This is a genomic window from Enterobacter sp. PGRG2 (assembly GCF_030291195.1).
Lineage (GTDB): Bacteria > Pseudomonadota > Gammaproteobacteria > Enterobacterales > Enterobacteriaceae > Enterobacter_D.
In genome coordinates this window covers 1,829,326-1,853,346 of the sequence record NZ_CP127837.1, presented here as the reverse complement: position 1 = coordinate 1,853,346, position 24,021 = coordinate 1,829,326, and the positions used below count along the sequence as shown (strand labels likewise).

Sequence of the window (24,021 nt, the reverse complement as noted above, 5' to 3'; positions counted from 1 at the left end):
GTATGGTGTACGGCGAGCTACCGCACGTTTTCAGCGTCACGCTCAGCGAGCAGGCGGGGATCGACGGCTTTAAGCGTGATTTTGCCGGCCAGCTGGCCCGCGCAAGCGAGCACGCCGACGGTGTGCTGGTGCTGTGCGATCTGCAAAGCGGCACGCCGTGGAACGTCGCCTGCCAGTACGCCTTTTCCCCGCACACTACGCCGCCGGTCGCGGTGCTGGCGGGGGTGAGCTTTCCCATGCTGCTGCAAAGCGAGGAGATCGGCGATTTTACTGACGTCCATATTGCAGCGGATCGGCTGCTGGCGCTGACGCTGCCGACGCTCGTCAAAGCCGTCCCTGTTACTGATGAACCATCCGATGATTTTTGAAGGAGCCTGCTATGAGTCTTTCTTTTGTGCGTATTGACGATCGCGTCATTCACGGGCAGCTCGTCACGCGCTGGGCCAAAGAGCTGCCCTGCGATGGCATTATCGCCATTGATGATGCCGTCGCGGCCGATCCGCTGCTTTCCTCGGTGATGAAAGGGGCGGTTCAGGACATCAAAGTGTGGCTGTTCGATACCGCCACGGCGATTGAAAAACTGCCGAAGGTCATCGCCAGTGAGAAGCATTACTTCGTGATCGGCAAATCGCCGGTCACGCTGCAACGCCTGGCGCAGGCCGGGATCAACCTGCAAAACGCCAACGGCAGAATCAACGTCGGGCCGATGAGCGCCCGCGCGGATACCACTACCATCGGCCCAAACCAGTCGGTTAACGCCGAAGAGATTGCCGCCTTTGACTGGCTGACCGCGCACGGGCATCTGATTGAGTTTCGTCTGGTGCCGGATGCCAACAGCTACCGCTGGCAGGACGCCCGCCAGAAACTGAAATAAGGGGGCAGTATGTTTATCGAGGCGATACTGATTGGCCTGCTGTGTTATCTGGGCGCGCTGAGCAGCCCCTGGCTGCTGGGCTTAACCGGCGGCTGGTATCTGATCACCCGTCCGCTGGTATCCGGGATGCTGGTGGGGCTGATCCTGGGGGATATGCAAACCGGCATTATCATCGGCGTGGCGGTGCAGGCGGTGTATATCGCCATGGTAACGCCGGGCGGCTCGATGCCCGCCGATCTGAATTTTGTGGCTTATCCGGCGATTGCGCTGGGTATACTTTCCGGGCAGGGACCGGAAGTGGCGGTAGCGCTGGCGGCGACCATCGGCATCGCCGGAACCATTTTGTTTAACGCCATGATGGTGCTGAATTCATTCTGGAATCACCGGGCGGATGTGGCGCTGGAGCGCGGTGACGAGCGCGGCCTGTGGCTTAACAGCGCCCTCTGGCCGCAGGCGACGAACTTTGTTTTACGCTTCGTGCCGACTTTTATTGCCGTCTACTTCGGCGCGCAGTACATCAGCGCCTTTATGGACAGCCTGCCGAAAGTGGTGCTTTCCAGCATGAACGTGCTGGGCGGCATTCTGCCTGCGGTGGGGATCGCCATTTTGCTTAAGCAGATCATCAAAAACTACAGCATGCTGATCTACTTTCTGGTCGGCTTCGTCTGCATCGTCTTTTTAAAACTCAATATGGTCGCGCTGGTGATCGTCGGCGCGCTGCTGGCGCTGATCCACTACAACTACAAACCGGAACCCGCGCAGCCTGTGGCGACCGCGCCGGTCGATGATGAGGATGAATTCTGATGGACAATCGCACCCTTACCCGAACCGATCTGCGCCGCTGCTGGCGGGCGTGGATGATGCACAATCTGTCATCCATGAGTTTTGAGCGTCTGGAATCCTTCGGCTTCTGCCTGAGTATGCTGCCGGTGGCGAAAAAGCTTTATCCGGATGCCGCCGAACGCCAGGAAATGCTGCGCCGTCATGCGTCTTTTTATAACACCGAGCCGCAGCTAGGAGCCATTGTGAACGGCATGGTGCTGGGGCTGGAGGAGAAAAAAGCTAACGGCGAACCCATTGACGGTGACATGATCAACACGCTGAAGGTGGGTCTGATGGGGCCAGTGGCGGGCATTGGCGATTCGATGATCCCCGGGATGCTGATCCCGATCCTGCTCAGTATCGGCATGGCGCTGGCGGCGGGCGGCAGCGCCATCGGGCCGCTGTTTTATGCCGTTGCCTGGCTGGCAATCATCATTCCCGGCTCATGGTTCCTGTTTCTGAAAGGCTACAAAATGGGCTCTGGCTCGGTGGAGATGCTGGTGAGCAGTAAATCCACCCGCCTGCGGGAAGCGCTGTCGCTGCTCGGCGTATTTGTGATGGGCGGCGTGGCGGCAAGCTACGTTAAGCTCGGCACCGGGCTTGAGTTTATCACTAAGGACGGGGTGAATATTCATGTGCAGCAGATGCTGGACGGTATTTTCCCGCAACTCTTACCGCTCATCGTGGTGCTCGGCACCTGGTATCTGATGGCGAAACGCGGCGTGTCGCCGGTAAAAGCGATGCTGCTGTTGCTGGCGCTGGCTGCCGCAGGCGTCGTGAGCGGAGTATTCGCGGGATAAGGTTTGCCGGGTGACGCCAGCTCACCCGGCCGGGGTTTTNNNAAGGATGAAAATCCAGCCACCGATCTGCGGCTTTATCGGGGCGGGAGATAAACTGGAAGCGCGCCGGATCGTCAATAAACTGCTGATAGAGCGGCGCGGCGGTAATGCCGAATTCGCTGTAGCGCCGGGGGGTGATCGCCTGTAAGCGTCCCGGCGCGTAGTGCGGGTTATGCTGCCAGATAATCTGTTTTTCCTGTAACAGCGGATACCACGCCAGCCCCTTGTGCGCTCGCACGGCGTCGTACTCGAAGCCGTATTCCCGATCGCACCAGGCGCCGAAAGTTAAGGGTTCATCCGGGCTGGCGGAGATGGTGGCGTGTCCCCAGCCTGGCGGCACCAGCACTTTCTCGCCGGGCCCGGCGATCACCGCGAAGCAGCGCCCTGGATCGTCTGCCACATACTCCTGCATATAGATAATCGCCCTGCCCTGCCAGATTTCGTACAGCTCCGGCGGCGACCAGCCGCTGTGCTGGCTGATGCGGTGTACGTGCCCCTGGCTGCGTACCGGCTCGTCGCCCAGTTGCCCGGCGGCGTAGGTCACCACACCGAACAGCAGCATGCGTTTTTTCAGCTCGTCGCGATCCTGAATGCGCGCCACATCCATCGCGATGGCGTACACCTCATTCGGGCCGCGGCAGTGCGGATCGCGCAGCGAAGCGCGGATCTGATCGAGCGTGCGGATCTCCGCCAGCGGGCCGATGACCTCTCCGCCATAGCTGAACCCCAGCGGCTGACGATAGACAGTCATATCCAGACCGCAATCAAACGGCTGTTCTGCCATGGCATACCTCGCTTTCATCGGTGATGCGCAGCGCAAAACCGCTGCTGAGCGCGGCGTAATCGTGCCCGGCGCTGCACGGCCAGACCGCCAGCGCCGAGAGGGTTTCGCTGCCGGTATTGATCAGACGATGGGCGGTAAAACCGGGGATGATGTGTACGGATCCGGGCGTGACCTTCTCCAGCCGCGCCTCCCCCTGTTCATTTTGCAGCAGTAGTAAGCCGGTGCCGCGCAGTCCGAAATAGACTTCGCCCTGCTCGCGGCGCTGGTGAAAATGACCCCGCGTCATGAAATATTCATTGCCGACCTTGCCGGGATACAAGTGGGTGACGCCAACGTACAGCGCCCCGTCGGCGGTCGGGGAATCAAACATCTCCACGTCATAGACGCACTGGTGCGGATCGCATTGATGGAAGGCGAGCGTATCGGCGAATACGCCGTCCAGCTGGTGGAGGCAGGTCGATTTACGAATGCGCGGGCCATTGGCTAATGCGCCGCTGGCCCATGCCACCTGCGGCGGCAGAGGTAAAGAAGGTTTCATGGTTATCTCCGGCCCGAGGAGAACAACCCAATAACAGTAGCAGGTTAATCGATTAACTTAATGTGAAGACTGCGCATTTTGATGCAGGGATCACAGGGGCGTTAAATAAAAATGCCAGCGGGTCTTCACCGGCTGGCATTGGCGTTTTATGCATAACTTCTGCGTTAGTGAACTTCTTTCACGTCGACGCGCAGTTCTTTCGGCACTTCAAAAACGATATTCTCTTCGCGGCCTTCCAGCGGAATGGCTTCGCCGCCGCCCAGCGCCTGCAAACGCTTGATGACGTTCTGCACCAGAATATCCGGCGCGGAAGCGCCTGCGGTGACGCCCACACAGGCGGCGCTGGCGACCCAGGCTTCCTGAATGTCGTCGGCATCGTCAATGAGGTACGCCGCTTTACCCATGCGCTGTGCCAGCTCTGCCAGACGGTTGGAGTTGGAGGAGTTTTTCGACCCCACCACCAGCACCACGTCCGCCTGCTCCGCCAGGGCGCGCACCGCTTCCTGCCGGTTAGTGGTGGCGTAACAGATATCGTCTTTGCGCGGCCCGACGATTTTCGGGAAACGCACGCGCAGGGCGTCGATCACCTCAGAGGTATCGTCCACCGAGAGCGTGGTCTGGGTCATAAACGACAGTTTGCTTTCGTCTTTGACGTTCAGCGTGAAGACGTCGTCCGGGGATTCCACCAGGTACATGCCGCCTTTCGGGTTGCTGTACTGGCCCATGGTGCCTTCCACTTCCGGATGGCCCGCGTGACCAATCAGAATGGACTCTTCGCCGCGGCGGCTGGCGCGCGCCACTTCCATATGCACTTTAGTGACCAGCGGGCAGGTGGCGTCAAAGACGGTCAGATCGCGGCTTTTCGCTTCGTTACGTACCGCCTGCGAAACGCCGTGCGCCGAGAAAATCAGGATCGCGCCGTCCGGCACTTCGCTGATCTGCTCGATAAAAATCGCCCCGCGCTCGCGCAGGCTGTCCACCACGTAACGGTTATGCACCACTTCATGACGCACATAAATCGGCGCGCCGTAAATCGCCAGCGCGTTTTCAACAATGCTGATAGCGCGGTCTACGCCAGCGCAGAAGCCGCGCGGGTTAGCCAACAGGATCTGCATGTTATGCCTCCAGTACCGGATCGACTTCCAGCACTTCAATATCAAAATGGACGGTCTGGTTTGCCAGCGGGTGATTGAAATCCACGGTAATCGAATCGCCGTTAATTTCGCGGATCATGCCGGGCATTTCGCTGCCATCCATTGCGGTAAATAACATGATTGCGCCGATTTCCGGCTCGCCCGCGTCCATAAACTCACGACGCGAGAAATACTGGATCAGATCCGGGCTGACGACCCCGAAAGCCGCATCCGGCTCCAGCGAGAAGGTTTTTTTATCGCCCGCTTTCAGCCCCAGCAGATGCTGTTCCAGCCCTTCGGAGAGCGACCCGTCGCCCAGACGAAACAGCGCGGGTTTGCCGTTGTTGCGGGTAGATTCCGCAGTGGAGCCATCTTCAAGTTTTAAGGTGAAGTGCACCAGTACTGCGCTGTTGCTCTGTATCGATTCAGACATGCAGGTTGCTCTATTTAAATTTTGTTGCCCGGTGGCGCTTCGCTTACCGGGCCTACAGGGATCGTAGGCCGGTGCAAGCGTAGCGCCGCCCGGCGATTGGTTATGCGAGTTTTTTCGCGCGGGAAGGCAAAAATCCTTCCAGCACGATCAGCGCCGCGCCAATGCAAATGGCCGTATCGGCCAGATTAAAGGTCGCGAAATGCCAGTTGCCGACGTAGAAATCGATCATGTCGACCACAAAACCGTGCCACAAACGGTCGAACAGATTACCCAGCGCACCGCCAATGATCAGCGCATAGGCAATGTTGTTCAGCTTCTGTGACGCCTTTGCGCGATACATCATGACCATGAGGATCACGCAAATGCCAAGGGCGATACCGGCAAAGAACCAGCGCTGCCAGCCGCCGCTGTCGGCGAGGAAACTGAACGCCGCGCCATAGTTACGCGCATAATGCAGATTAAGCGACGGGAACAGAGATACCGTATCCCCCAGAGCAAAGTTCTGGAGGATCAGGAATTTACTGCCCAGATCGATAATCAGCACGACCACTACCAGCCACAACCAGCGCAGCCCTGTTGAAAAGATCGGTTTACTCATCAGGCGAACTTACGTTTTTCGCCGTCACCGGCGATGTTGCTGACACAGCGTCCGCAGATATCTGCGTGTTCCGCCACCTTGCCGACGTCGGTCGTGTAATGCCAGCAGCGCGGGCATTTTTCGCCTTCGGCTTTGCTGAGCGACACTTTCAGTCCCTTGAGCAGTTCGCTCTGTTGGGCGTCGTCGGACGCGGTTGCATAATCGGCAACCGCAGCCCCGGAGGTCAACAGGACAAATCGTAATTCATCGCCCAGCGCCGTCAGTTTAGCCGCCAGCTCAGGTTCTGCGTACAGGGTGACTGCCGCTTCCAGCGAACCGCCGACTTTTTTATCAGCACGCGCCTGTTCGATCACCTTGTTCACTTCGCCGCGCACTTTCAGCAGCTCGCTCCAGAACGCGTCGTTCATGGCTTCGGTTTCCGCCAGACCAAACAGACCCTGGTACCATTCGCCGGTGAAGACGTATTTTTCGCGATCGCCCGGCAGGTAGCCCCAGATTTCATCGGCGGTGAAGGACATGATTGGCGCCATCCAGCGCACCAGCGCTTCGGCAATGTGGTACAGCGCGGTCTGACAGCTTCGGCGGGCCACGCTGTCCGCTTTCGCGGTGTACTGGCGATCTTTGATGATGTCGAGGTAGAACGAGCCCATTTCAACGGAGCAGAAGCGCATCAGGCGCTGTACCACTTCGTGGAAATCGTAAGACTCATACGCTTTAACAATATCGTCCTGCGCCGCCTGCGCGCAGCCTACCGCCCAGCGATCCAGCACCACCATCTCTTCCGGTTTCACCATATCGGTTGCCGGATTGAACCCGTTCAGGTTCGCCAGCAGGAAGCGCGCGGTGTTACGGATACGACGATAGCTGTCGGCAGCACGTTTGAGGATCTCGTCAGACACCGCCATTTCGCCGGTGTAATCGGTAGACGCCACCCACAGACGCAGAATATCCGCGCCGAGTTTGTTCATCACATCCTGCGGGCTGACAGTATTGCCGATAGATTTAGACATCTTACGGCCCTGACCATCAACGGTGAAACCGTGAGTCAGTACCTGACGATAAGGCGCTTTGCCTTTCATGGCGGTGGAGATCATCAGGGAGGACATGAACCAGCCGCGATGCTGGTCGGAACCTTCCAGATACATATCCGCCGCGTGACCGGCAAACTCCGGACGCACATCCACAACGGAGGAGTGCGTGGATCCGGAATCGAACCATACGTCCAGCGTATCCGGCACTTTCACGTAGTTGTCGGCGTCATCGCCCATGATCTCTTTCGCATCAAGATCCCACCAGGCCTGGATACCGTCAACTTCAACGCGTTTCGCCACTTCTTCCATCAGTTCCAGAGTACGCGGGTGCAGCTCTTCGGTGTCTTTATGCACGAACAGCGACATCGGCACGCCCCAGGTACGCTGACGGGAGATACACCAGTCAGGACGGTTAGCGACCATAGATTCGATACGCGCCTGGCCCCAGTCCGGGATCCACTGCACGCCTTTGATCTCAGACAGCGACTGCGCGCGCAGGCCTTTCTGATCCATGCTGATAAACCACTGCGGGGTGGCACGGAAGATGATCGGCGTTTTGTGGCGCCAGCAGCACGGATAGCTGTGCTGCATTTTTTCGACGTGCAGCAATGCGCCTTTTTCACGCAGCAGCTCAACGATGGTGTCGTTGGCTTTGAAAACGTTCAGGCCGTCCAGCGTCGGGTAAGTGCCCGCCAGATAGGTGCCGTCCGGGCCAACCGGGTTGGCGATTTCCAGACCGTATTTCTGGCTGATGGTGTAGTCGTCAGGACCGTGGCCGCCAGCGGTATGTACCGCGCCGGTACCCGCATCGAGGGTGACGTGATCGCCCAGAATAGCCGGCACGTCAAAGCCCATAAACGGATGCGCAAAACGCAGCTGCTCAAGTTCTGCGCCGTTCACGGTGCCCAGTACGCTGTAATCGGCCACGCCGATGCGTTTCATCACGCTGTCGACCAGATCTTTGGCGAGGATCAGCGCCTGGCCGTCAATCTGCACCAGCGCGTAATCGAATTCTGGCGACAGAGAGATCGCGCGGTTAGCAGGCAGCGTCCACGGGGTGGTGGTCCAGATCACCAGCGAGATCGGGCCAGTTACGCCCGGCAGGCCGAATTTGGCTTTTACCGCGTCCTGATCGACAGCCTGGAAGGCGACGTCAATGGACGGAGAGGTTTTGTCGTAATACTCCACTTCCGCTTCTGCCAGCGCAGAGCGGCAGTCAACGCACCAGTGTACTGGCTTCGCGCCTTTTAACAGGTGGCCGTTACCGATGATTTTACCCAGCGCGCGGATGATGTTGGCTTCGGTTTTGAAGTCCATGGTCAGGTACGGGTGCGACCAGTCGCCCAGCACGCCCAGACGGATAAAGTCTTCACGCTGACCGTTAACCTGGCTTGCGGCGTATTCGCGGCACTTGGCGCGGAATTCTGCGGCGGTGAACTTCTCGCCCGGCTTACCGAATTCCTGCTCCACTTTCAGCTCGATCGGCAGACCGTGGCAGTCCCAGCCCGGAACATAAGGCGAATCATAGCCCGCGAGTCCTTTGGACTTCACGATAATGTCTTTCAGAATCTTGTTAACCGAGTGACCAATATGAATGCTGCCATTCGCATAGGGAGGGCCATCATGCAGAATGAAGGTTTTTTTGCCTTTTTTCGCCGCACGGATGATGCCGTACAGATCATCATCGGTCCAGCGCGCCAGCATTCCCGGCTCGCGTTTGGCGAGATCGCCACGCATCGGGAACCCTGTTTCCGGCAAATTCAGGGTAGATTTATAGTCACTCATCAGATTCTCGGTTCCGTATTTAAAACATATGTTGGCGTTACGCCGGGTTTTGTAGCCCTAAAAACTCGCGGGCGGTTAATTCATCTCGCGCAATTTGCGCTTTGAGTTCATCCAGCGAGGCAAATCGCTGCTCACTGCGGATTTTTTTTCGCAGTATGACATCTATATGGCGTCCGTAGAGGTCCATTACAACGTCTAACAGATGCACTTCCAGCTGCTGGCGCACGCCTGCCACCGTGGGTCGCGTACCGATATTGGCCACGCCCGGCAGGGGTTTATCGCCCAGCCCCGTTACTTCAACGGCATAGACTCCTTTTACCGGGGAGACCTGGCGGCGCAGCGGGATATTCGCCGTCGGGAAGCCGATGGTGCGGCCCAGCGCATCGCCATGCACCACGCGCCCGGAAATTGTAAAAGGATGGCCTAACAGGCTTTCCGCCAGCGCGATGTCGTCGTTCGCCAGCGCCTGACGCACCGCCGTGCTACTGACGCGTACGCCATCCTGACAGAAGGTTTGCGTGCTGGTGACGTCAAAACCATACTCCAGCCCGGCCTTCTGTAATAACAAGAAATCGCCCTGACGACCAGCGCCATAGCGGAAATCATCCCCCACGGCGAGGAACTGCACGCCGAGGCGGTCGACCAGCAAATCACTGACGAAGTTTTGCGCCGTCAGCGCGGCAAAGCGCCTGTCGAAGCGCACGCACAGCACGTAATCCACGCCGCATTCGGCCAGATAACGCAGCTTGTCACGCAGGCGCGTCAGGCGGGCGGGCGCTTTATCGCCCGCGAACAGCTCCAGCGGCTGCGGCTCAAAAATCATCACCACAACCGGTAAACCACGTGCGCGGCCTTCTTCACGCAGCCCCTCGATCAGGGCCTGATGACCACGATGCACGCCGTCGAAATTACCAATAGTCAGCACACACCCGCGCGGGGCCTGGCTGAGATTATGTATGCCGCGTATCAGCTTCATGTCTGGCTCAAAAACGGGGAAATCGGCAGAGTATACCTTGTACAGCGTTCAAGGTTAACCGGCGATTGGCCTTCGTAAACAGAAAGCTGTGTTGATTTCATTGTGCTTATGTCAGGCCTGCGAAAAAACTGCCCCTTGCCTGTGATTTTTATGGCGGAAAAGCTGTATCTACGCGCGGCTTGCTGGTAGAATCCTGCGCCATCACACGTAACGAGTGTCGCTACGCAGCGGCGCTTATTTGCACAAATCCATTGACAAAAGAAGGCTAAGAGGGCATATTCCTCGGCCTTTGAATTGTCCACATAGATCATATTTGGGAGTTGGACCTTGGCTAATATCAAATCAGCTAAGAAGCGCGCCGTTCAGTCTGAAAAGGCACGCAAGCACAACGCAAGCCGTCGCTCTATGATGCGTACTTTCATCAAGAAAGTATACGCAGCGATTGAAGCTGGCGACAAAGCAGCTGCGCAGAAAGCATTTAACGAAATGCAACCGATCGTGGATCGTCAGGCCGCTAAAGGTCTGATCCACAAAAACAAAGCAGCGCGTCATAAGGCTAACCTGACCGCGCAGATCAACAAACTGGCTTAATCGCCCGCTTGTTGTACTTTGTTGAAGAAACCCGCTCAGGCGGGTTTTTTTACGTCTGTGGTAAAGCAAAGAGCGTTGAGTAGTCCCGGTTACAGATACGCTGCACGGCGGGATGCTGGATCATGCGTTCGGCAAAAATCGCGTGATACTCCTCCATGATGTTCTCCACCCGCCCTATCTCAATCATGCGCTCGTCGGCATAGAAGTCCTGGGCGTAGAGCGTCGGGGCGACAAAAATAGCGTTATGCGCCGCGCCAAAGGCTTTCATCAGCGCCGCATCATCAAACTCCCCCAGGATTTCCACTTTCAGCCCCTGAGAACTAAACCAGTTGAGCAGCTTACGCCCGAGCATCGAGCGACGGCCGGGAATTAATAACCGGCGTTCTTCAAGGCAGCCTGGAAAAGGCCTGGCAGGCGGCGGGTTAAGGCACCAGAAGCTGACGCCGCACTCGCCAATCTTCACCGAGAACAGCCCCGCTTCCTGCGTGGAATCGATCGGGCAGTCGGAGATGATCATATCCAGCTTGTGCTGGCTGAGCTGCTCCAGCAGCATTTCATGGGTCGATTCAAAACAGCGCAGATGAATTTGCTCATCTTCCGCCACCGCCGCGTCCAGCACGCCGCTGACCAGCCGTTTCGACAGGGCATCCGCCACGCCCACATCAAACAGCAGGTTAGATTCTTTGCGGTAGTTAACGATATCGAGCATCTCCTGGCTCAGAGTGAACATCTTATCGGCGTAGCGGAAAACCAGTTCCCCCAGCTCGCTGGGTTCAAGGCCACGGCCTTTACGCTTAAACAGCTTGCCCTGTAAACGATCCTCCAGCGCCTTGATCTGGCCGGTGATGGTCTGCGGCGTCAGGTGCAGCACTTCCGCTGCCCCGACCACAGAGCCCTGCTGGTAGACCTGCCAGAAGTAGTAAAGATGGTTGTAGTTAATATGCGCCATAACCCTCTCCTGCCAGTGACAGCACAGGCCGCACGGGGCGGCCTGCTTTTGTCGGTTATACGGGCTTTAACCGCGAGCGCAGCAGGACGTAGCCCACCACGGCGGAGAGCAACGACCCGAGCAGGATCCCCAGCTTCGCCAGACCCACCAGCTCCGGCTCCAGCTCGGCAAAGGCCAGCGTGGTGATAAAGATAGACATGGTGAAGCCAATCCCGCACAGCACGCCCACGGCCATAATCTGATTGAACGCCGTACCGTGGGGCAGTTTCGCCAGCTTCAGGCGCAGCGCAAGCCAGGTAAAGAGGGTAATACCGAGCGGCTTACCGATAAACAGACCGGCAATAATACCCAGCGGCAGCATGGACGCCAGGCTGGTCGGCGTGATCCCCTGAAGCGATACCCCCGCATTGGCAAAGGCAAAGAGCGGCAGGATCAGCCAGCTCACCCAGGGGCTCAGCACGTGCTCCAGATTTTTTGCCGGTGAGACGCCGTCTTTTTCCTTCAGCGGGATAAAGAAGCCGATGATCACCCCGGCGATAGTCGCGTGCACGCCGGACTTCAGCACCGCCGTCCACAGCACCAGTCCCACGAGAATATAAATCCCCGTCCGCCGCACGTTCAGGGCATTGAGCAGCGCCAGCACCACTATCGCCGCGGCAGCCACGCCCAGCGACAGCATCGACAGCTGGCTGGTGTAGAACAGTGCGATGATCAGGATCGCGCCCAGGTCATCGATAATCGCCAGCGCCATCAGGAAAATCTTCAGCGCCACCGGAATGCGGTTCCCCAGTAACGCCAGCACGCCCAGGGCAAAGGCAATATCGGTGGCGGTAGGGATCGCCCAGCCGTGACGGGCAATGGGATCGTGAACGTTAAACAGCAGGTAGATAAGCGCAGGAAGGACCATACCGCCTAAAGCGGCGATAACCGGGAAAGCGGCCTGCTGGCGCGTCGCCAGCGATCCCTGCACCAGTTCGCTTTTCACTTCCAGGCCAATGGCCAGGAAGAAGACGGCCATCAGGGCGTCATTGATCCACAGCAGCATATCTTTATGGATCTCAAGGGATCCAACGGTTAACTCCACCGGGATGCTGAGAAAATCATGATACAGGCCGCTGGTCGCGTCGAGGTTCGCCATGATCATCGCCAGCAGGGCAGCAACGATCAGCGTAACGCCACCAGAGGCGTCGCTGTTAATAAAACGATGTAAGACCTTCATTATTCTTTTCTCTCCGACAACGAAGCACATGTGGGGTCATCTTAAAGAGAATGAAGGTTCGATAAAAGCAGATTATCACTGACCAATAACTCAGTTTTCCCGAGTATTGAAGCAATAAAAAAACCGATACCCGGTAAAAGGTATCGGTTTTGTGCAAAGACAGCCGTCTTCGGATTAACGGGTCAGATCGTCAAAGAACTTTTTCACGCCGTCGAAGAAGCTTTTGGAGCGCGGGCTGTTGTGTTCGCCCGTCGGCCCGCCAAAGCTGTCCTGCAGATCTTTCAGCAGCTGTTTCTGCTTCTCGTTCAGGCCCACCGGGGTTTCCACCACCACGCGGCATAACAGGTCGCCCTGCGCGCCGCCGCGCACGGATTTCACGCCCTTGCCGCGCATACGGAACAGTTTACCGGTCTGCGTTTCATGGGGCACTTTCAGCTTCACGCGGCCATCCAGCGTCGGCACTTCGATTTCGCCGCCAAGCGCTGCCATCGCAAAGTTGATCGGCACTTCGCAGTACAGGTTGTTGCCTTCACGTTCGAAGATCGGGTGCTGTTTCACCTGCACCTGAACGTACAGATCGCCTGCCGGTGCGCCGTGCTCACCTGCTTCACCTTCGCCGGACAGACGAATGCGATCGCCGGTATCGACACCCGCCGGGATTTTAACCGACAGGGTTTTGCTCTTCTCTACGCGGCCATGACCGTGGCATTTGTTGCACGGATCTTTAATGATCGAACCGCGGCCCTGACAGTGCGGACACGCCTGCTGCACCGCAAAGAAGCCCTGGCGCATCTGCACCTGACCGGAACCATGACAGGTCGGACAGGTCTGCGGTTGCGTCCCCACTTTCGCGCCGCTGCCGTGGCAAACGTCACACTCTTCCAGCGTCGGAATGCGGATCTCTTTGGTAACGCCACGAACGGCTTCTTCGAGCGTCAGCTCCATGTTGTAACGTAAATCAGCCCCACGCGACGCCCGTTGACGCCCGCGACCACCACCGAAAATATCGCCAAACACGTCGCCGAAAATATCGCTGAAGTCGGCTCCGCCGCCGCCAAAACCACCGCCGCCACCCATGCCGCCTTGTTCAAACGCAGCATGGCCGTACTGGTCGTAAGCGGCACGTTTCTGGGCATCAGTGAGGACTTCGTAGGCTTCTTTAATTTCTTTGAATTTGGCTTCGGCCTCTTTATCGCCCTGGTTGCGGTCCGGGTGAAATTTCATGGCCAGGCGTTTGTACGCCTTTTTGATTTCACGCTCTTCCGCTGATTTGGAAACGCCTAAAATCTCGTAATAATCTTGCTTTGCCATCTTTTTTTTCTGCCCCTCACATGCGTGCACGGGCGGAGAGGAAACCTCTTCGCCCGTGCCAGTATTTACCCGTTCAAAGGGCGATTATTTTTTGTCTTTAACTTCTTCGAACTCAGCGTCGACAACGTCGTCATCTTTGCCATGGTTCGCAGAAGCGTCAGCACCGCCCGCCTGCTGCTGTGCATGCTGCTGCTGAGCGATTTCCATCAGCTTCTGAGAAGCCTGGGCCAGCGCCTGCATTTTCGCTTCGATGTCGGCTTTATCTTCGCCTTTCAGAGAAGTTTCCAGCGCGCTCAGCGCAGACTCGATAGCGGTTTTGTCGTCAGCCGGCAGCTGATCGCCTGCTTCTTCAACCTGCTTACGGGTGCTGTGCAGCAGATGGTCGCCCTGGTTGCGGGTCTGTACCAGCTCTTCGAACTTACGGTCAGATTCCGCGTTCGCTTCAGCATCGCGCACCATTTTCTGGATTTCTTCTTCGTTCAGACCAGAAGACGCCTTGATGGTGATTTTCTGCTCTTTGCCGCTGTTTTTGTCTTTCGCGGAAACGTGCAGGATACCGTCGGCATCGATGTCGAAGGTCACTTCGATCTGCGGCATACCGCGCGGTGCCGGGTTGATACCGTCGAGGTTGAACTGGCCCAGTGATTTGTTATCGGAAGCGCGTTTACGCTCACCCTGAATCACGTGGATAGTTACCGCAGACTGGTTATCTTCCGCCGTCGAGAACACCTGGCTGTGCTTGGTCGGGATAGTGGTGTTCTTGCTGATCAGCGGAGTCATCACGCCGCCCATGGTTTCGATACCCAGCGACAGCGGGGTAACGTCCAGCAGCAGAACGTCTTTCACTTCACCGGTCAGCACGCCGCCCTGAACCGCAGCACCGATTGCCACTGCTTCGTCCGGGTTAACGTCTTTACGCGGCTCTTTGCCGAAGAACTCAGCCACTTTCTTCTGAACCATTGGCATACGCGTCTGACCACCGACCAGGATCACGTCGTTGATGTCAGAAACAGACAGGCCAGCGTCCTGCAGCGCCACTTTCAGCGGCTCGATGGAACGGTTTACCAGGTCTTCGACCAGGCTTTCCAGTTTCGCGCGAGTCACTTTGATGTTCATGTGTTTCGGACCGGTGGCGTCTGCGGTGATGTACGGCAGGTTCACGTCGGTCTGCTGTGCGGAAGACAGCTCGATTTTCGCTTTTTCTGCCGCTTCTTTCAGACGCTGCATAGCCAGCGGGTCATTGCGCAGGTCGATGCCCTGGTCTTTCTTAAATTCTTCAACGAGGTAGTTGATCATACGGCTGTCGAAGTCTTCACCACCGAGGTGAGTATCACCGTTGGTTGCCAGAACTTCGAAGGTTTTTTCGCCGTCAACTTCGTCGATTTCGATAATGGAGATATCGAAAGTACCGCCGCCCAGGTCATAAACCGCGATAGTACGGTTGCCCACTTCTTTGTCGAGGCCGTAAGCCAGCGCCGCAGCGGTCGGTTCGTTGATGATACGTTTTACTTCCAGGCCTGCGATACGGCCGGCGTCTTTGGTCGCCTGACGCTGCGCATCGTTAAAGTAAGCCGGAACGGTGATAACCGCTTCAGTTACTGGTTCGCCCAGATAATCTTCCGCCGTTTTCTTCATTTTTTTCAGCACTTCAGCAGAGATCTGCGGCGGTGCGGTTTTGGTGCCTTTCACATCAAGCCAGGCATCGCCGTTATCGGCAGCAATGATTTTGTACGGCATGATGGACACGTCACGCTGAACTTCTTCGTCCTGGAAGCGGCGACCGATCAGGCGTTTAATCGCAAAAAGGGTATTTTGCGGGTTTGTCACGGCCTGACGTTTAGCCGGCTGACCAACGAGAGTTTCACCGTCCTGAGTATAAGCAATGATAGAAGGCGTGGTGCGATCGCCCTCGGCGTTCTCCAGCACACGTGCAGTGGTGCCGTCCATAATCGCTACACAAGAGTTGGTTGTACCCAGGTCGATACCAATAATTTTACCCATCTAAACGTCTCCACTAAAAAATCGTCATCATGTGGTTGTGGATCTGTAATAAGGGCAAATGAATGGCTTTCAACTGCCCCCTGAGTGTTTTTTTCAGATCCACTCACTTCGGTTGACTACAAGATGGGGTCGTAAAGGAAGGCATCAAGGGGGGCGGCTAAAAAATTTTTTAATTTCACCCTGTTCAGATCATAGACACCGTGACCGCCGCTCATTATGATGCCGCGCCCCGCCTCCTCTATCCCTGGCGTGGGCTTTTACTTTCACCATTTTAATGATGATTTTTTCCTTGAGGACTTATGGGCGACACTAAGTTGGCTAATCCGGCACCGCTGGGCTTAATGGGCTTCGGCATGACCACTATTCTGCTCAACCTGCACAATATTGGTATGTTCCCGCTGGATGGCGTGATCCTGGCGATGGGTATTTTCTACGGCGGTATCGCGCAGATTTTTGCAGGTCTGCTGGAATTTAAAAAAGGCAATACCTTTGGTTTAACCGCCTTTACCTCTTACGGCTCTTTCTGGCTGACGCTGGTCGCCATTCTGCTGCTGCCGAAAATGGGTCTGGCGGCTGCGGCTGACGGCCATTTCCTCGGCGTGTATCTGGGCATCTGGGGCGTGTTCACCCTGTTTATGTTCTTCGGTACGCTGAAAGGCCCGCGCATGCTGCAGTTCGTATTCCTGAGCCTGACCGTGCTGTTTGCCCTGCTGTGCGCCGGTCACCTGGCGGACAACGAAAGCATTGTGCATATTGCTGGCTGGATTGGCCTGGTCTGCGGCGCAAGCGCCATTTACCTGGCGATGGGTGAAGTCCTGAACGAACAATTTGGCCGCACCGTGCTGCCAATTGGTGAAAAGCGCTAATCTCCCTGCTTATTAAAATGCAGAGCCTGGCTCTGCATTTTTTTTGCCCTCGCGCCGCGTCATTGTCCTGCCGCGCAAAAATGCGGTATTTTCATCAGCTCTTTCTTTTTAACAAGGACTGCCGATGATGCGGTTATCTCCCCTTCCGTTGGGGTTACTCTCTCTGGGGCTGATAGCGACAGCACCGGCGCGGGCGATCCCCATGCCACCCGCTCCCGCCGTCACCAATGTTGAATGGCTACCCGGCAGCACCGTGCGCATGGGCGATACCATTAACGCTATTTTTCGCGTCTCGCTGGCGAGCGGCGATGCCAATGATATGTGGATGAATATCGACTGCCGCACGCAGCAAAAAACGTTGCTGTTTATGGACGTGCAGGCAAAATCCCGCCCCTCTCTGCGCGTCTATGGCATGAATTCCATTTCCCGTTATACGCCGGGCACTCCCTTTGAACCTGATGCCGACAGCCTGTTCGCCACCAAAACCGAGCTGGACGTGTGCCAGAAAAATGTGCCGGAACCGCGCTGGGCGGGGCTATCCTCCGCCGACGACCAGGCTGATCGCCTGTATGTGGATGTGAACAACAGTCAGCGTGAAGAGCGGATGCTGAAAGTGCGGCTCGCCACGGATTACGCGCGCATTTACCGTGACGAAAAGTACGCCGCGCCTTACTCAATGAAAATTGACGAGATGATGCTTAACTGCGAAACCGGCGAGGGCATGGCGCTTAACCACTTTGCGCTGGATAAGCAGTTTGTTACCGACAGCCAGACGCCCATCGCGGCGAAATTCACCCCGCTCGCCCCGCCGCTGGCAAAAGTGGCGAAAACCCTGTGCGGCGTAAAAGATCTGCATGAGTTTACCGGCAGCGGCCCGCTGGCGGCGCGGGAGAAAACCCCTGCGGAAAACCAACTGACGCCGCCGGATTTCCCGCAGAACGAACCTGGCCCCATCCAGCGTTATCCGCTGGGCAAACAGGCCGCTGAGGGTGTCAGCCAGGCGATGACCCGCCCCGATCAGCATCCCGCCTTCACCCGCCTGACCTACACCCAGCACTGGGCCGATGACGTCAATGAAACCTCCGTCACCCGCATCGACGTGCTGCCGGATGGCTCCACCCTGGCGCTGGATACGCTGACGCTGGGCAATGTGACCTTTTATTCGCAGTATCAGCGGCTGTTTAATATCGTCAACATCCGGGAATGGGATTCGATGAATCCTGCGCCGCTGGTCGGGCAGGCGCTGGACAGCAGCTTCAGCCTGCCGCCGCAGCCGGGCGGTGAATACCGCTGGCAGACCCTGCTTGCCGACGGCAAAAGCGCCGGGAAAGAGAAAACGAAAAGCCAGCTGTGCCGGGCGGAAGAGGAGTGGCAGTCAGCCTCCGCGCTCAGTAAGCGTTTCAGCGGACGTTATCTGGAACTGAGCTGCACCGACGATCGCGGCGATGGCAAAGCGATGAGCAGCGATTACGCGTGGATAGAAGATCTGCGGGTGTTTATCCGCATCGGCTATCAGGAAGACGGGAAGAAAAAACGCTTCACCTTCTCAGACGTCACTATCCTGCGCTGAGCGTAAAACAAAAATGCAGAGCCAGGCTCTGCATTTTTTTTACATCTGCTGAAGCGGCCGCTCCGCGACCGTATCGTCATGATACAGATCCTGGCGCAGCCAGACGCCCAGCCCTAACCCTACCAGCGACAGCGCCAGCACGTACCACGCGGGCGCCATTGGCGAGACGCCCATCAGCATGGTGACGGCAATCGGCGTCAGGCCGCCAAAAATGGCGTAAGAGACGTTATAGGAGAAGGAGATGCCGGTAAAACGCACTTCCGCCGGGAAAGCCCGCACCATCACATAAGGCACCGCCCCCACTACGCCGACGCACAGCCCCACCAGGCCATAGAGCGCGAAAAGATATTGCGGATGCGCCCCCGCCAGGTGGTAAAACAGCCAGCTTGAGCAGGCCAGCAGCAGGCTGCCGGTAATAAAGGTTTTGCTCGCCCCAAAGCGATCCGCCGCCAGCCCCGCCAGCAGACAGCCGATGCACAGCATAATGGTGGCGATACTGTTGGCCTGTAAGGTGAGCGCAGGCGCAAGACCATACTGTTTTTGCAGCCAGACGGGGGACATCAGGATCACCACCACGATCCCCGCCGACAGCAGCCAGGTCAGCAGCATGGATACCACCACCGCTTTCCGGTGCCTGACCACCACGGCCTTCACCGGCAACTCCTGGGCCAGCGCTTTACGCTGCTGCATTTCGAGGAAAATCGGCGTCTCCTGCAACCAGCGGCGCAGGTACATGGCGATCAGACCAAACACGCCCCCCAGCAGGAACGGAATACGCCAGCCGTACTCGTGCACCGCCTGTGGCGTCAGGCTGGTGTTAACCAGCGTCGCCACCACCGAGCCCAGCAGGATCCCGACGGTCAGCCCGGCGGTCAGCGTGCCGCAGGCGATACCGATACGGTTGCCCGGCACATGCTCGGCAACAAAAACCCAGGCCCCCGGCACTTCACCGCCAATCGCCGCCCCCTGCAACAGGCGCATCAGCAGCAGTAACAGCGGCGCGGCGATACCAATGGAGGCATAGGTCGGCAGCAGACCCATCGCCAGCGTCGGGATCGCCATCAGCAGGATGCTCAGGGTGAACATCTTTTTGCGGCCCACCAGATCGCCAAAGTGCGCCATGATGATGCCGCCCAGCGGACGCGCCAGGTAACCGGCGGCGAAAATACCGAAGGTCTGCACCTGGCGCAGCCATTCCGGTATATCTGCCGGGAAAAACAGCTCGCCGACAACGGCGGCAAAGAAGACGAAGATGATGAAGTCATAAAACTCCAGCGCCCCGCCAAGGGCAGCGAGGGAGAGCGTTTTGACATCCTGACGATTCAGAGGGCGTGTGTAATGTGACATAACCGACCATTGTGCAGAGGTGAATTGACGTTATTTTCGATACAGCATGTAAAGTAAAAATTACTATATCGTAAATAATTCAGCACGCCACAGGCAGCTCAGGTTATGTCACAAAAGGCTTATTTTTAGCCGTTTATGTCGCGTATTGCGCTTTTAGGACGAAATGCTGCTACCACTTCCGGATGCGTCTCCACATAGGGGCCATCCAGCAGCTGTACACAATACGGTACACTGGCAAAAATACCGTGCACCAGCGGGCTGCCATCGGCGGCTTTCACGCCTTCCAGGGTTTCCTGAATGGATTTCGGCTGGCCGGGAAGGTTAAGGATCAGCGCCTGTTTACGGATCACTCCCACCTGGCGGGAAAGGATCGCCGTGGGCACATAGTGCAGGCTGATCTGGCGCATCTGTTCACCAAAGCCAGGCATTTCACGATCGGCGACCGCCAGCGTGGCGTCCGGCGTGACGTCACGACGCGCCGGGCCGGTGCCGCCGGTGGTCAGCACCAGGTGACAGCTCATCTCATCCACCAGCTCGCACAGCGTCTGCTCGATGATCGCCTGCTCATCGGGGATCAGTCGGGTTTCCAGCGTAAAGGGGGTTTTGAGGGCGCGCGTCAGCCAGCTTTCCAGCGCGGGCAACCCTTTGTCTTCATAGACACCGCTTGATGCGCGGTCTGAAATTGACACTAAGCCAATGCGTAAAGTATCCATCGTCATTCCGTTTTTAGTCATTCACTATCACGGAATAATACACGTCGGGGAAAAGGACAGACAGGGGGGAAGCGGATAAGCGTGACCGGAGGCCCGGCCACGCTTCGGGGATTACAGCAGATCGCCGATCATTTTTTCCAGTTTTTCCTGGTCGACCGCAAACTTACGGATACCATCCGCCAGTTTGTCTACCGCCATCGGATCCTGGTTGTGCTGCCACAGGAATTCAGATTCGGTGATACGTGCCGGACGCGCTTTCACTTCACCGCTGAAGGAAAGTTTACGCTCGATGGTGCCTTCGCTTTCCGCCAGCTCTTTCAGCAGGGCCGGGGCGATGGTCAGACGATCGCAACCCGCCAGCTCAACGATTTCGCCGACGTTACGGAAGCTTGCGCCCATGACCACGGTTTCATAGCCGTGCTGTTTGTAGTACTCGTAGATTTCCGTTACGGAGACCACGCCCGGATCTTCAGCCGGTGCGTACTCTTTCTTATCGGTATTCGCTTTGTACCAGTCGAGGATACGGCCGACGAACGGAGAAATCAGGAACACGCCCGCTTCCGCACAGGCACGAGCCTGCGCGAAGGAGAACAGCAGCGTCAGGTTACAGTTGATGCCTTCTTTTTCCAGCTGCTCAGCGGCACGAATACCCTGCCAGGTGGAAGCCAGTTTGATCAGGATACGGTCATTGCTGATGCCCGCATCGTTATACAGTTTGATCAGGCGCTTAGCTTTGGCGATAGACGCTTCGGTATCGTAGGACAGACGCGCATCCACTTCGGTGGAGATACGGCCCGGGATCAGTTTCAGAATTTCCAGACCGATATTGACGGCCAGTTTGTCCGAAGCATCAACGATCTGCTGCGCGCGATCGCTGCTCTGGCTTTTCGCCCAGGTGACTGCGTCATCAATCAGTTTGCGGTATTCAGGGATCTGGGCTGCGTTAAGGATCAGAGAAGGGTTGGTTGTGGCATCCTGCGGCTGATACAGCTTCATTGCCGCGATGTCTCCAGTGTCGGCCACCACGGTGGTGAACTGACGAAGGGAGGTCAATTTATCCGTCATAATAGTGTTTCTCTTTAAACAGCTTGTTAGGGGGATGTAACCGGTCTGCCCAGATAATATCACGCCACTCTGTCAGCGCAACCGCAGTCAATTGGCAAGCGCAGAGTATGATAAACTCGCGGTTCGACAGCGCCGCGCGCGGTAAGCGGGCGTGGCCTAACGGCATGAACAAGAGGAATGTGAATGCCTGATTTCTTTTTATTCATCAATGAAATACTGTGGGGATCGGTGATGATCTACCTGCTGTTGGGTGCAGGGATCTGGTTCACCTTTCGCAGCGGTTTTATCCAGTTTCGCTATATCCGTCTCTTCGCACGCAGCCTTATTACCAGCGTCAGGCCGCAGCCCGGCGGACTCTCCTCCTTTCAGGCGTTATGCGTCAGCCTTGCCGCCCGTTTTGGCAACGGCAACCTTGCCGGCGTGGCGCTGGCGGTCACCGCTGGCGGACCGGGGGCGGTGTTCTGGATGTGGGTTTCTGCGCTGATCGGCATGGCGACCGCCTTTGCCGAATGTTCCCTCTCCCAGCTGTATAAAGAGCGCGACCAGAACCAGCAGTTTCGCGGCGGTCCGGCGTGGTATCTCGCCAGAGGGCTGGGAATGCGCTGGCTGGGCGTGCTGTTTTCCGTTTTGCTGTTGATCGCCTACGGTCTGATCTTCAACACCATGCAGGCGAACGCCGTAGCCGGTGCCGTTCACTTTGCTTTTGCGATGCCGGGCGGCATGGCGGGCGTTGTGCTGGCGCTGCTCAGTTTGTTGTTTATCCTGCGCGGGATGCACGGCGTGGCGCGGCTGATGCAATGGGTGGTGCCGGTGATGGCGGTGCTGTGGGTGGGCGCCAGCCTGCTGATTACGCTGTGGCATGCCGACCAGCTTCCGCACATCCTCATGCTGATTGTGAAAAGCGCCTTTGGCTGGGAGGAAGCCGCCGCCGGGACGCTGGGCTATACCTTAAGCCAGGCGATCACCAGCGGCTTTCAGCGCGGAATGCTCTCCAACGAGGCCGGGCTTGGCTCAACGCCCAACGTCGCCGCGGCGGCAGTCTCCTGGCCGCCTCACCCGGCGGCGCAGGGTATCGTGCAGATGATTGGCGTGGTGATCGACACCATTGTGGTCAGTACGGCCAGCGCCATGATTATCCTGCTGGCGGATGAATATGCCACCCGACCTGCCAGCGATGGCATTCAGCTGATGCAGCACGCGCTGGTGTCGCTGACCGGCAACTGGGGAGCGGGTTTTGTCGCTTTTGTCATTCTGCTTTTCGCCCTGACTTCCATTGTGGTGAACTACCTCTATGCCGAGAACAACCTCGTTTTCCTACGGCTGCATAACAAAAAGAACGTCTGGCTGCTGCGCGCCACGACCCTGACGATGGTGATGGCAGGCTCGCTGGTGAGTCTGCCGGTGGTCTGGCAGATCGCCGATGTGGTGATGGCGTTAATGGCGCTGATTAACCTGATGGCGCTGCTGCTGCTCTCGCCGGTGGTAACCATTATCGCCGGTGATTATCTGCGCCAGCGTAAGCTGGGTATCAGGCCGGTGTTCGATCCTAAGCGCTACCCGGAAATCGAACGCCAGCTGGCGCCCGGCGCCTGGGACGAGGTGCCGCGCGAGTAATGGCGGCAATCGCAACAATCGATCAACCAGGGTGATTTTTTTGCTACAGTCACCCAAAATTTCCCGCAAGGACTGGATATGCTGATTCTGATTTCACCGGCAAAAACGCTGGATTACCAAAGCCCGCTGGCGACAACCCGCTATACGCAGCCGGAGTTACTGGATCATTCCCAGCGTCTGATTGACGTTGCGCGTAAGCTTTCCGCGCCGCAAATCAAAGCATTGATGGGCATCAGCGATAAGCTTGCCGATCTCAACGCCACCCGCTTTCATGACTGGCAGCCGGATTTCACGCCGGACAATGCCCGCCAGGCGATCCTTGCCTTTAAAGGCGACGTTTATACCGGCTTGCAGGCGGAAACCTTCAGCGAAGAGGATTTCGATTTTGCCCAGCAGCATCTGCGTATGCTCTCCGGGTTATACGGCGTGCTGCGTCCGCTGGATCTGATGCAGCCTTATCGCCTGGAAATGGGCATTCGTCTTGAGAATCCGCAGGGCAGCGATCTCTATCAGTTCTGGGGCGAAACCATCACCCAAAAACTGAACGAGGCGCTGGCGGCGCAGGGCGATCAGGTGATCGTGAACCTCGCCTCGGATGAGTATTTCCGCGCGGTAAAACCGAAGCTGCTCGACGGCGAGATCATCAAGCCGGTATTCCTGGATGAGAAGAACGGTAAGTTCAAGGTGATCAGCTTCTACGCCAAAAAAGCGCGTGGGCTGATGAGCCGCTACATTATTCAAAATCGCCTGAAGACTCCGGCGCAGCTGAAGGATTTTGCGGTGGATGGATATGCGTTTGACGAAGAAATGTCAGGGAAAGGTGAGTTAGTCTTTAAGCGCCGGGAGCAGTAATCGCCCTCCGTTAATGCTCTTGTTGCCCGGTGGCGCTCTGCTTACCGGGCCTACAAAACAACGCGCCAGNNATACGTAGGCCCGGTAAGCGTCAGCGCCACCGGGCATAA

Annotated in this window: 22 protein-coding genes and 2 pseudogenes; 9 read left to right on the top strand and 15 right to left on the bottom strand. The window is 57.3% G+C overall.

Going from position 1 to position 24,021, the window contains the following annotated elements; genetic code table 11:
* The 4 genes from QRD42_RS08035 to QRD42_RS08020 form a co-directional block, all read left to right on the top strand.
* A partial coding sequence (locus QRD42_RS08035) for a PTS sugar transporter subunit IIA (RefSeq protein ID WP_321988578.1) occupies window positions 1-368 on the top strand: 368 nt, incomplete at its 5' end.
* 11 nt (window positions 369-379) lie between these two features.
* A complete protein-coding gene (locus tag QRD42_RS08030) occupies window positions 380-874 on the top strand; it encodes a PTS system mannose/fructose/N-acetylgalactosamine-transporter subunit IIB (RefSeq protein WP_321988577.1) in 495 nt (164 codons plus the stop codon).
* Window positions 875-883: 9 nt separating this feature from the next.
* Window positions 884-1,678 (top strand): PTS mannose/fructose/sorbose/N-acetylgalactosamine transporter subunit IIC, encoded by a 795-nt coding sequence (locus QRD42_RS08025; protein WP_318364107.1) that lies wholly within the window; start codon window positions 884-886, stop codon window positions 1,676-1,678.
* Complete coding sequence (locus QRD42_RS08020) at window positions 1,678-2,496, top strand: PTS system mannose/fructose/sorbose family transporter subunit IID (protein ID WP_318364106.1); 819 nt, start codon at window positions 1,678-1,680, stop codon at window positions 2,494-2,496. The genes QRD42_RS08025 and QRD42_RS08020 overlap by 1 nt, the downstream gene beginning before the upstream one ends.
* A 43-nt stretch (window positions 2,497-2,539) precedes the next feature.
* On the opposite strand, the pseudogene QRD42_RS08015 reads toward QRD42_RS08020, so the two are convergent.
* The 8 genes and pseudogenes from QRD42_RS08015 to QRD42_RS07980 form a co-directional block, all read right to left on the bottom strand.
* Window positions 2,540-3,319, bottom strand: a pseudogene (locus tag QRD42_RS08015) (glucose-6-phosphate isomerase family protein); the annotation flags it as partial.
* Entirely contained in the window at window positions 3,300-3,857 is a 558-nt protein-coding gene (locus QRD42_RS08010) for a glucose-6-phosphate isomerase family protein (RefSeq protein ID WP_321988576.1), read from the bottom strand. The pseudogene QRD42_RS08015 and the gene QRD42_RS08010, both read right to left, overlap by 20 nt.
* A 164-nt stretch (window positions 3,858-4,021) precedes the next feature.
* Window positions 4,022-4,972: a 4-hydroxy-3-methylbut-2-enyl diphosphate reductase gene (gene ispH, locus QRD42_RS08005; RefSeq protein ID WP_072570482.1), complete on the bottom strand. Its 951-nt coding sequence runs from the start codon at window positions 4,970-4,972 to the stop codon at window positions 4,022-4,024.
* Window position 4,973: 1 nt separating this feature from the next.
* Window positions 4,974-5,423 (bottom strand): FKBP-type peptidyl-prolyl cis-trans isomerase, encoded by a 450-nt coding sequence (fkpB, locus tag QRD42_RS08000; protein WP_321988575.1) that lies wholly within the window; start codon window positions 5,421-5,423, stop codon window positions 4,974-4,976.
* 100 nt (window positions 5,424-5,523) lie between these two features.
* Window positions 5,524-6,021 (bottom strand): signal peptidase II, encoded by a 498-nt coding sequence (gene lspA, locus QRD42_RS07995; RefSeq protein WP_072570480.1) that lies wholly within the window; start codon window positions 6,019-6,021, stop codon window positions 5,524-5,526.
* Complete coding sequence (gene ileS, locus QRD42_RS07990) at window positions 6,021-8,837, bottom strand: isoleucine--tRNA ligase (protein ID WP_321988574.1); 2,817 nt, start codon at window positions 8,835-8,837, stop codon at window positions 6,021-6,023. The genes lspA and ileS overlap by 1 nt, the downstream gene beginning before the upstream one ends.
* 37 nt (window positions 8,838-8,874) lie before the next feature.
* Window positions 8,875-9,813, bottom strand: a complete 939-nt coding sequence (gene ribF, locus QRD42_RS07985) for a bifunctional riboflavin kinase/FAD synthetase (RefSeq protein ID WP_072570478.1) — start codon at window positions 9,811-9,813, stop codon at window positions 8,875-8,877.
* A gap of 7 nt (window positions 9,814-9,820) precedes the next feature.
* Window positions 9,821-10,033, bottom strand: a pseudogene (locus QRD42_RS07980) (DUF2575 domain-containing protein); the annotation flags it as partial.
* 107 nt (window positions 10,034-10,140) lie between these two features.
* Between QRD42_RS07980 and rpsT the strand changes: the two are divergent.
* A complete protein-coding gene (rpsT, locus tag QRD42_RS07975; RefSeq protein WP_002887965.1) occupies window positions 10,141-10,404 on the top strand; it encodes a 30S ribosomal protein S20 in 264 nt (87 codons plus the stop codon).
* Window positions 10,405-10,453: 49 nt separating this feature from the next.
* Here rpsT and nhaR read toward each other — a convergent pair whose 3' ends face one another.
* The 4 genes from nhaR to dnaK all read right to left on the bottom strand — a co-directional run bounded on the left by nhaR (window position 10,454) and on the right by dnaK (window position 15,884).
* A complete protein-coding gene (gene nhaR, locus QRD42_RS07970) occupies window positions 10,454-11,353 on the bottom strand; it encodes a transcriptional activator NhaR (protein WP_321988573.1) in 900 nt (299 codons plus the stop codon).
* Window positions 11,354-11,408: 55 nt separating this feature from the next.
* The gene (nhaA, locus tag QRD42_RS07965; RefSeq protein ID WP_321988572.1) at window positions 11,409-12,572 is read right to left on the bottom strand and encodes a Na+/H+ antiporter NhaA; all 1,164 of its coding nucleotides are present in this window, start codon (window positions 12,570-12,572) and stop codon (window positions 11,409-11,411) included.
* A 174-nt stretch (window positions 12,573-12,746) separates the two neighbouring features.
* On the bottom strand, window positions 12,747-13,883 hold the full coding sequence (dnaJ, locus tag QRD42_RS07960) for a molecular chaperone DnaJ (protein WP_072570475.1): 1,137 nt from the start codon (window positions 13,881-13,883) through the stop codon (window positions 12,747-12,749).
* Window positions 13,884-13,967: 84 nt separating this feature from the next.
* Window positions 13,968-15,884, bottom strand: a complete 1,917-nt coding sequence (dnaK, locus tag QRD42_RS07955) for a molecular chaperone DnaK (RefSeq protein WP_072570474.1) — start codon at window positions 15,882-15,884, stop codon at window positions 13,968-13,970.
* A gap of 299 nt (window positions 15,885-16,183) precedes the next feature.
* Here dnaK and satP point away from each other — a divergent pair, with 299 nt between their 5' ends.
* Together satP and QRD42_RS07945 are read left to right on the top strand one after the other, a co-directional pair.
* Window positions 16,184-16,750, top strand: a complete 567-nt coding sequence (gene satP, locus QRD42_RS07950) for an acetate uptake transporter (RefSeq protein WP_072570473.1) — start codon at window positions 16,184-16,186, stop codon at window positions 16,748-16,750.
* 124 nt (window positions 16,751-16,874) lie between these two features.
* Window positions 16,875-18,320, top strand: coding sequence for a hypothetical protein (locus QRD42_RS07945; protein WP_321988571.1), 1,446 nt, complete (start codon window positions 16,875-16,877; stop codon window positions 18,318-18,320).
* A 39-nt stretch (window positions 18,321-18,359) separates the two neighbouring features.
* Here QRD42_RS07945 and QRD42_RS07940 read toward each other — a convergent pair whose 3' ends face one another.
* The 3 genes from QRD42_RS07940 to tal all read right to left on the bottom strand — a co-directional run bounded on the left by QRD42_RS07940 (window position 18,360) and on the right by tal (window position 21,445).
* Window positions 18,360-19,667 (bottom strand): MFS transporter, encoded by a 1,308-nt coding sequence (locus QRD42_RS07940; RefSeq protein WP_318364097.1) that lies wholly within the window; start codon window positions 19,665-19,667, stop codon window positions 18,360-18,362.
* Window positions 19,668-19,792: 125 nt separating this feature from the next.
* Entirely contained in the window at window positions 19,793-20,380 is a 588-nt protein-coding gene (mog, locus tag QRD42_RS07935; protein WP_321988570.1) for a molybdopterin adenylyltransferase, read from the bottom strand.
* 111 nt (window positions 20,381-20,491) lie between these two features.
* On the bottom strand, window positions 20,492-21,445 hold the full coding sequence (gene tal, locus QRD42_RS07930; protein WP_072570469.1) for a transaldolase: 954 nt from the start codon (window positions 21,443-21,445) through the stop codon (window positions 20,492-20,494).
* A 183-nt stretch (window positions 21,446-21,628) separates the two neighbouring features.
* Between tal and QRD42_RS07925 the strand changes: the two genes are divergently transcribed.
* Both QRD42_RS07925 and yaaA read left to right on the top strand, forming a co-directional pair.
* Window positions 21,629-23,059 carry an alanine/glycine:cation symporter family protein gene (locus QRD42_RS07925; RefSeq protein WP_321988569.1) on the top strand — a complete coding sequence of 477 codons (1,431 nt, stop codon included), beginning with the start codon at window positions 21,629-21,631 and terminating at the stop codon, window positions 23,057-23,059.
* A gap of 78 nt (window positions 23,060-23,137) precedes the next feature.
* Window positions 23,138-23,911, top strand: coding sequence for a peroxide stress protein YaaA (gene yaaA, locus QRD42_RS07920; RefSeq protein WP_318364094.1), 774 nt, complete (start codon window positions 23,138-23,140; stop codon window positions 23,909-23,911).
* Window positions 23,912-24,021 lie beyond the last annotated feature (110 nt).

Excerpts from the sequence above, each read along its gene's own strand:
- dnaJ (WP_072570475.1), bottom strand. The coding sequence starts at position 13,883 with ATGGCAAAGCAAGATTATTACGAGATTTTAGGCGTTTCCAAATCAGCG.
- lspA (WP_072570480.1), bottom strand. The coding sequence starts at position 6,021 with ATGAGTAAACCGATCTTTTCAACAGGGCTGCGCTGGTTGTGGCTGGTA.
- QRD42_RS08020 (WP_318364106.1), top strand. The coding sequence starts at position 1,678 with ATGGACAATCGCACCCTTACCCGAACCGATCTGCGCCGCTGCTGGCGG.
- QRD42_RS08025 (WP_318364107.1), top strand. The coding sequence starts at position 884 with ATGTTTATCGAGGCGATACTGATTGGCCTGCTGTGTTATCTGGGCGCG.
- QRD42_RS07925 (WP_321988569.1), top strand. The coding sequence starts at position 21,629 with ATGCCTGATTTCTTTTTATTCATCAATGAAATACTGTGGGGATCGGTG.
- QRD42_RS08030 (WP_321988577.1), top strand. The coding sequence starts at position 380 with ATGAGTCTTTCTTTTGTGCGTATTGACGATCGCGTCATTCACGGGCAG.
- nhaR (WP_321988573.1), bottom strand. The coding sequence starts at position 11,353 with ATGGCGCATATTAACTACAACCATCTTTACTACTTCTGGCAGGTCTAC.
- fkpB (WP_321988575.1), bottom strand. The coding sequence starts at position 5,423 with ATGTCTGAATCGATACAGAGCAACAGCGCAGTACTGGTGCACTTCACC.
- satP (WP_072570473.1), top strand. The coding sequence starts at position 16,184 with ATGGGCGACACTAAGTTGGCTAATCCGGCACCGCTGGGCTTAATGGGC.
- yaaA (WP_318364094.1), top strand. The coding sequence starts at position 23,138 with ATGCTGATTCTGATTTCACCGGCAAAAACGCTGGATTACCAAAGCCCG.
- ispH (WP_072570482.1), bottom strand. The coding sequence starts at position 4,972 with ATGCAGATCCTGTTGGCTAACCCGCGCGGCTTCTGCGCTGGCGTAGAC.
- ileS (WP_321988574.1), bottom strand. The coding sequence starts at position 8,837 with ATGAGTGACTATAAATCTACCCTGAATTTGCCGGAAACAGGGTTCCCG.
- QRD42_RS08010 (WP_321988576.1), bottom strand. The coding sequence starts at position 3,857 with ATGAAACCTTCTTTACCTCTGCCGCCGCAGGTGGCATGGGCCAGCGGC.
- ribF (WP_072570478.1), bottom strand. The coding sequence starts at position 9,813 with ATGAAGCTGATACGCGGCATACATAATCTCAGCCAGGCCCCGCGCGGG.
- mog (WP_321988570.1), bottom strand. The coding sequence starts at position 20,380 with ATGGATACTTTACGCATTGGCTTAGTGTCAATTTCAGACCGCGCATCA.
- QRD42_RS07940 (WP_318364097.1), bottom strand. The coding sequence starts at position 19,667 with ATGTCACATTACACACGCCCTCTGAATCGTCAGGATGTCAAAACGCTC.
- tal (WP_072570469.1), bottom strand. The coding sequence starts at position 21,445 with ATGACGGATAAATTGACCTCCCTTCGTCAGTTCACCACCGTGGTGGCC.
- nhaA (WP_321988572.1), bottom strand. The coding sequence starts at position 12,572 with ATGAAGGTCTTACATCGTTTTATTAACAGCGACGCCTCTGGTGGCGTT.
- dnaK (WP_072570474.1), bottom strand. The coding sequence starts at position 15,884 with ATGGGTAAAATTATTGGTATCGACCTGGGTACAACCAACTCTTGTGTA.
- QRD42_RS07945 (WP_321988571.1), top strand. The coding sequence starts at position 16,875 with ATGATGCGGTTATCTCCCCTTCCGTTGGGGTTACTCTCTCTGGGGCTG.